A 4,509-nucleotide genomic window follows, 5' to 3' on the forward strand; every position below is an offset into this window, starting at 1 on the left:
TGCGACAGCACTTGCGCCCATGCACCGGTTCCTGGCGGGTGGACGAGACGTACATCAAGGTCAAAGGTGTCTGGACCTACCTGTATCGTGCGGTCGATAGCCTCGGCCAGACCATCGACTTCCTGCTCTCCGTCCGGCGCGACGCCGCTGCGGCTAAGCGGTTCTTCCGCAAGGCATTAGCGCAGCCACATACTGGCAATCCGCGGACGATCACGGTGGACAAGAACCCGGCCTACCCGAAGGCCGTGGCCGCGATGAAGCGGAGCGGCCACTTGTGGCGTTTCTCCCGGCTGCGACAATGCAAATACCTCAATAACATCGTCGAGCAGGATCACCGGAGGATCAAACGGCTGGTTCGGCCAGGGCTCGGTTTCGGCGGCTTCCGAACGGCTTGGCAGACATTGATTGGCTACGAAGCGATGGCGATGATCAGAAAGGGACAAGTTCACAACATCGGCGGTCGGGATATACGGGCGCAAGCCGCCCTCGTTGCCGAGCTGTTCGGAGTAGCCGCGTGAAGCTCCGACGGGCCCTCACCTGATATTTCCAGAGCCAGAGTTTGCAACAGAACCGTTCGTGCAGACCGACGAACATGCCGGCGTGATCTGCGGTGCCTCCGGGCTTGAGCGGGTAGGTCGCGCCATCGAGCGTCACCGTCGGCACCTTGATGGTGGGCTTCTGCGCCAATCGGTCCTCTAGTGGCTTCAGCGCGGGGTCGCCAGCGTCGAGGCCGAAGGAGCAACGCTAACAATGGATCACTTCAATCCCGGTGATGTCGAGGAAATTAATGCGGTGTTTCGTCGGTGGGGCTCACATGCATGCGCGAGTCCGCCGCTTCTTTGGTTACGTCGTAGCAAGCTTGCATGACGTGGATCGTCTTCGTCGCAAATGAATATCCTTCGAGGCGCCGCGGGTCTTTGCCAAGGCGTACTTAGGGTTTGGGATTGGCTGCCTGCAAGAGAGCTCCCGGCTCAATAGCCACTGGGTAGTCCGTCAACCACGCAAGAAGCAGCAAAATCGCGGGTTGATCAACGCGTCGCCAAGTCCATCACGCACAGACAAGCTAGCGGCGGTGGCGCAACAGTCATCAGCTATTGCATGATAGCTGCTGAGGTGGCTGCGCCGATCATCTAACAAGTGAGTTTTTACTTTTGCCTGAAGACAGGTGTGGACAAGCAAGGCAAATTAAGCCTCTTGGTGGGCCATAGGCGCCCGGAGCCGGGCTGACTAAGCGGGATTGTCAAAATGGATCGTCACAGGAAATGAAGGTTCCAGAGAAAAAGCGAGAGAAAGCCCGGCGAGGGCCGCCAGAGACGTATGAGGGACTCATCCGGATTATCCATGACCGCCATGCGGAGATGAGCAACTCCTATCAGAAGATAGCGGTCTACTTGACGCAGAACCCAAACGACGTAGCGGTCGCTTCGATACACGCAATCGCCGAAAAGTGTGGAATTCACGCATCGGGCTGTGTGCGCTTCGCACAGTCTCTCGGTTACCAAGGGTTCAAAGAACTTCAGGCGGTCTTCCGGCGCCGTCTCTCGACGGCGGCCCCCGGGTTTAATGCGAGAGTAAAGGCACTTGAGGACGAACTCGGAGCTCGCGAAGACCGCAGCGAGATGAGTTTCCTGCGGGACCTGATTGTGCGTGACATATCGTCTCTGCAAGATCTGCTGACGAGCGTTACCGCAGAAAGAATTGCGGAGGCTGTCACGCTCATGGAACACGCAGACACAATTTACTTAATAGGCCAGCTCCGGTCGGCACCCGTGGTCGGACTCCTCCACTATGTCCTCACGATGCTTGGCAAGCGCGCAGTACTGCTCGACTCCGCGGGAGGGCTTGCGACGCATACGGCCAAAGTCATCCGGTCGAGTGACCTCTTGCTCGCGATCTCGTTCCGCTTCTACGCCAATGAGGTCGTCAATGTCGTGGAGGAAACCGCTGGACGGGGTGTGCCAGTTGTGGCGATCAGCGACAGCACGCTGTCACCGCTCGCCAAGAACGCGCGTGTGCTCTTCGCCGTGCCGGAGCATGAGTATACCTTCTCGCGTTCGCTGGCAGCGCCGATGTGTCTGGCCCAATCGCTCATCGTTGCCTTGGCCTCGCGGCTTCAAAACGAAACCCGCCAGCCCAGGATTCCAATTGCTACTCAGACATAGGACACGCGACAACCGGGTTCAGGACGCCGCCACACGCGCTGGCGCCCTCCGCCGGCACCAGTCGGCCCAAAAAAGCGGTCCCGCCTAGATCATTGCTCCACGGAGATAGCCAATACTTGCGTTCAGATCGCCTGTGATATTGGATGACTTTGCGACCGACGCAGCGAAAGGCTCAAATGACACCGCGCCGGCATAGCCACCCTGCCGTAAGGCGCTTAGCTGTTCTAAGTTGCCAATGAGATCGTCAGAAGATACTAGGCCCCTGTGGCCGTCCCGCATATCCTCCCGGTTTAGCGCGGCGTCGGTAATTCCTGACACGTGCACGAGGCCCGTGAAATCCGCGAAGACATCCCCCTCCCCTGCTACGAAGTGATGGAAGGTATCATGCACGAGCCTGAAAATACGTTCGGCATTAGCGGCACGGATCGCCTGTATGGCCGAGCGTTTGGAACGCAATGAGCTCTGGCTAAATCCAAGTGGTTCAATCAGTCCGACAACTCCAGCATCTTCGAGTATGGGCTTTAAGCCTAGAATCGCATCAAGGAGAAATTTGGCCTTCTCGTCAGGCAGGGGATCGTAGTTCGGGTCATTCACGGGACAAAGCACGATGGATGCCGCCCCGCACTTCGACGCGAAGTTGATCAGCGAGCGGGCTTCGCCCTCGCGCTCTTTCGACCAATCATTGAATCGTTGCAAGGCATTAATAGATAATATTTCTATGCCGGATGATGATGCCCCTTCTCTTATTTCCGCCGCGCTCGTGCCATCAAGTATTTCCACGTCATCAAGGTCGTTCCTGATCTCGACCGCATCGACGCCTACTGCCTTGGCAATTGTGAAGAGCTTTGACAAGGGGACGCGAGGCGCCACCATATGATTCAGCGAAAACCGCAAGCTTCCGCCATGGTTCGGCAATTCTCTCATTGCGACGTTCCTCTTCCATGTTCTGTAAGACATCTATCGGGCAAAGCGCGCGCCGCGGATGGGTTCAGCAACACCCTCGGTGAATGAGAAACGTCCCAAGCGCGCAACGCTGGCGCCAGCCCACGGCGAATAGTGGTCCGAGACTAACTCAGCAAGGTGCTCATCCAGACCTTGTCAAATAATCCTACTTCGAGCGGGCCTGCGCCGCCTGCACGAACACCGCAAGTGCGGTACCAAGGACGATGACAGCGCCGACCACAATTTCCTGATACCAGGAGGCCAACCCATGAAAGTTCAGGGCATTTGTCAATCCCACGATCAAAAACACCCCGCCGAAGGTCCTCCAAGCCCCTCCGAGACCACCGAACAAGCTGGTTCCCCCGACCACTGTGGCTGCGATGACCTGGAGCAGCAGATTGTCGCCGGCGGTGGCGTCCCCTGAGCCAAGGGTCACCATTAGTATGAACCCAGCAAGCCCTGCGAGGGTGCCCGCCACCAGGTAAGCAAGGCATTTCAGCCAACGGGTGCGTAATCCGCTAAACAGAGCGGCCCGCGCGCTCGAACCAAGAAGATACCAGCCGCGCCCGGTATCGGTCCGGGAGAGAACCAGCGCGGATCCGGCGACGAATATCAGCGCAATCCACCAGAGGGTCGGAATCCCGGCAATCGTGCTTCGCCCGAAGTTGAGTACGGACGGAGGCAGAGGTCCGACTGAGGCGGCGCCGGTGGCGCCTCCTCCCGCTGCGGCGGATGCCACCATATATCCGACAGCGCGCGCTACGAGGAGCGCCCCGAGGGTAAGAACAAACGGAGATAGCTGCAGGATTCCAACGCATATCCCATTGAACAAACCAATCGCGGCTCCAGTCAGGACAGCGGTGGCAAGCCCTAAAAATATCATGCCGGTGTCGCGGGTGACGACGGCGCCCATAATCGATGCAAGGGCAATCGTCGAGCCGACGGACAGATCTATGCCAGCTATGAGGAACACGACGGTCGTGCCTATCGCCGCGATAGCGAGTACGGACATCGAGACCAGCAAGTTCTCGACGTTTGTCCAGGAAAGAAACCCCGGCGTGGTCAAAGCGAGGATGCCGTAGATGAGAATCGTGATCGGCAGGATGGGAACAGAGACTATCTGCCGCACCGCCGGCACCAAACCCCAACGGCCGGGAGGAATCCCCTCCCGGCCAAGCTGTGTGCGGGCTGGCAGGTGTCCGCCTTTCGTGGCGGGGATCTCAATCATACGAGCTGCTCCTAACCAGCACGGAACGCGGCAGTCTGTTTACCCCAGGCCGCTCAGCCGCCGCAGCCCCAGACTTTTGACTTCATCTGCGCGAAGTTGGCCGGCGTGTAAGGTAGGCCAGGGAGTTCGACGACGCTCGGATTGGGGCTTTCATGCTTGTTGATGGAGTTCGAAATC

At 58.5% G+C, this 4,509-nt stretch carries 4 protein-coding genes; 2 read left to right on the forward strand and 2 right to left on the reverse strand.

Annotation, left to right across the window (positions count from 1 at the left end; all coding sequences use genetic code 11):
- Both GSQ92_RS28485 and GSQ92_RS28490 read left to right on the forward strand, forming a co-directional pair.
- Positions 1 to 518, forward strand: a 518-nt coding sequence (locus GSQ92_RS28485; protein ID WP_159014823.1) for an IS6 family transposase, incomplete at its 5' end; no start/stop codon positions are given.
- A gap of 744 nt (positions 519 to 1,262) precedes the next feature.
- Positions 1,263 to 2,162 (forward strand): MurR/RpiR family transcriptional regulator, encoded by a 900-nt coding sequence (locus tag GSQ92_RS28490; RefSeq protein ID WP_158804308.1) that lies wholly within the window; start codon positions 1,263 to 1,265, stop codon positions 2,160 to 2,162.
- Positions 2,163 to 2,246: 84 nt separating this feature from the next.
- Here GSQ92_RS28490 and GSQ92_RS28495 read toward each other — a convergent pair whose 3' ends face one another.
- Both GSQ92_RS28495 and GSQ92_RS28500 read right to left on the reverse strand, forming a co-directional pair.
- On the reverse strand, positions 2,247 to 3,086 hold the full coding sequence (locus tag GSQ92_RS28495; RefSeq protein ID WP_159014736.1) for a TIM barrel protein: 840 nt from the start codon (positions 3,084 to 3,086) through the stop codon (positions 2,247 to 2,249).
- A gap of 184 nt (positions 3,087 to 3,270) precedes the next feature.
- Positions 3,271 to 4,332, reverse strand: coding sequence for an ABC transporter permease (locus tag GSQ92_RS28500; RefSeq protein ID WP_159014737.1), 1,062 nt, complete (start codon positions 4,330 to 4,332; stop codon positions 3,271 to 3,273).
- Between the last annotated feature and the right edge of the window lie 177 nt (positions 4,333 to 4,509).

It is taken from the genome of Acidisoma sp. S159, from assembly GCF_009766125.1.
Taxonomy (GTDB): Bacteria; Pseudomonadota; Alphaproteobacteria; order Acetobacterales; family Acetobacteraceae; genus Acidisoma.

Bases quoted from the DNA above. Each gene is read 5' to 3' on its own strand.
- GSQ92_RS28500 (WP_159014737.1), bottom strand. From the start codon at position 4,332: ATGATTGAGATCCCCGCCACGAAAGGCGGACACCTGCCAGCCCGCACA.
- GSQ92_RS28490 (WP_158804308.1), top strand. From the start codon at position 1,263: ATGAAGGTTCCAGAGAAAAAGCGAGAGAAAGCCCGGCGAGGGCCGCCA.
- GSQ92_RS28495 (WP_159014736.1), bottom strand. From the start codon at position 3,086: ATGAGAGAATTGCCGAACCATGGCGGAAGCTTGCGGTTTTCGCTGAAT.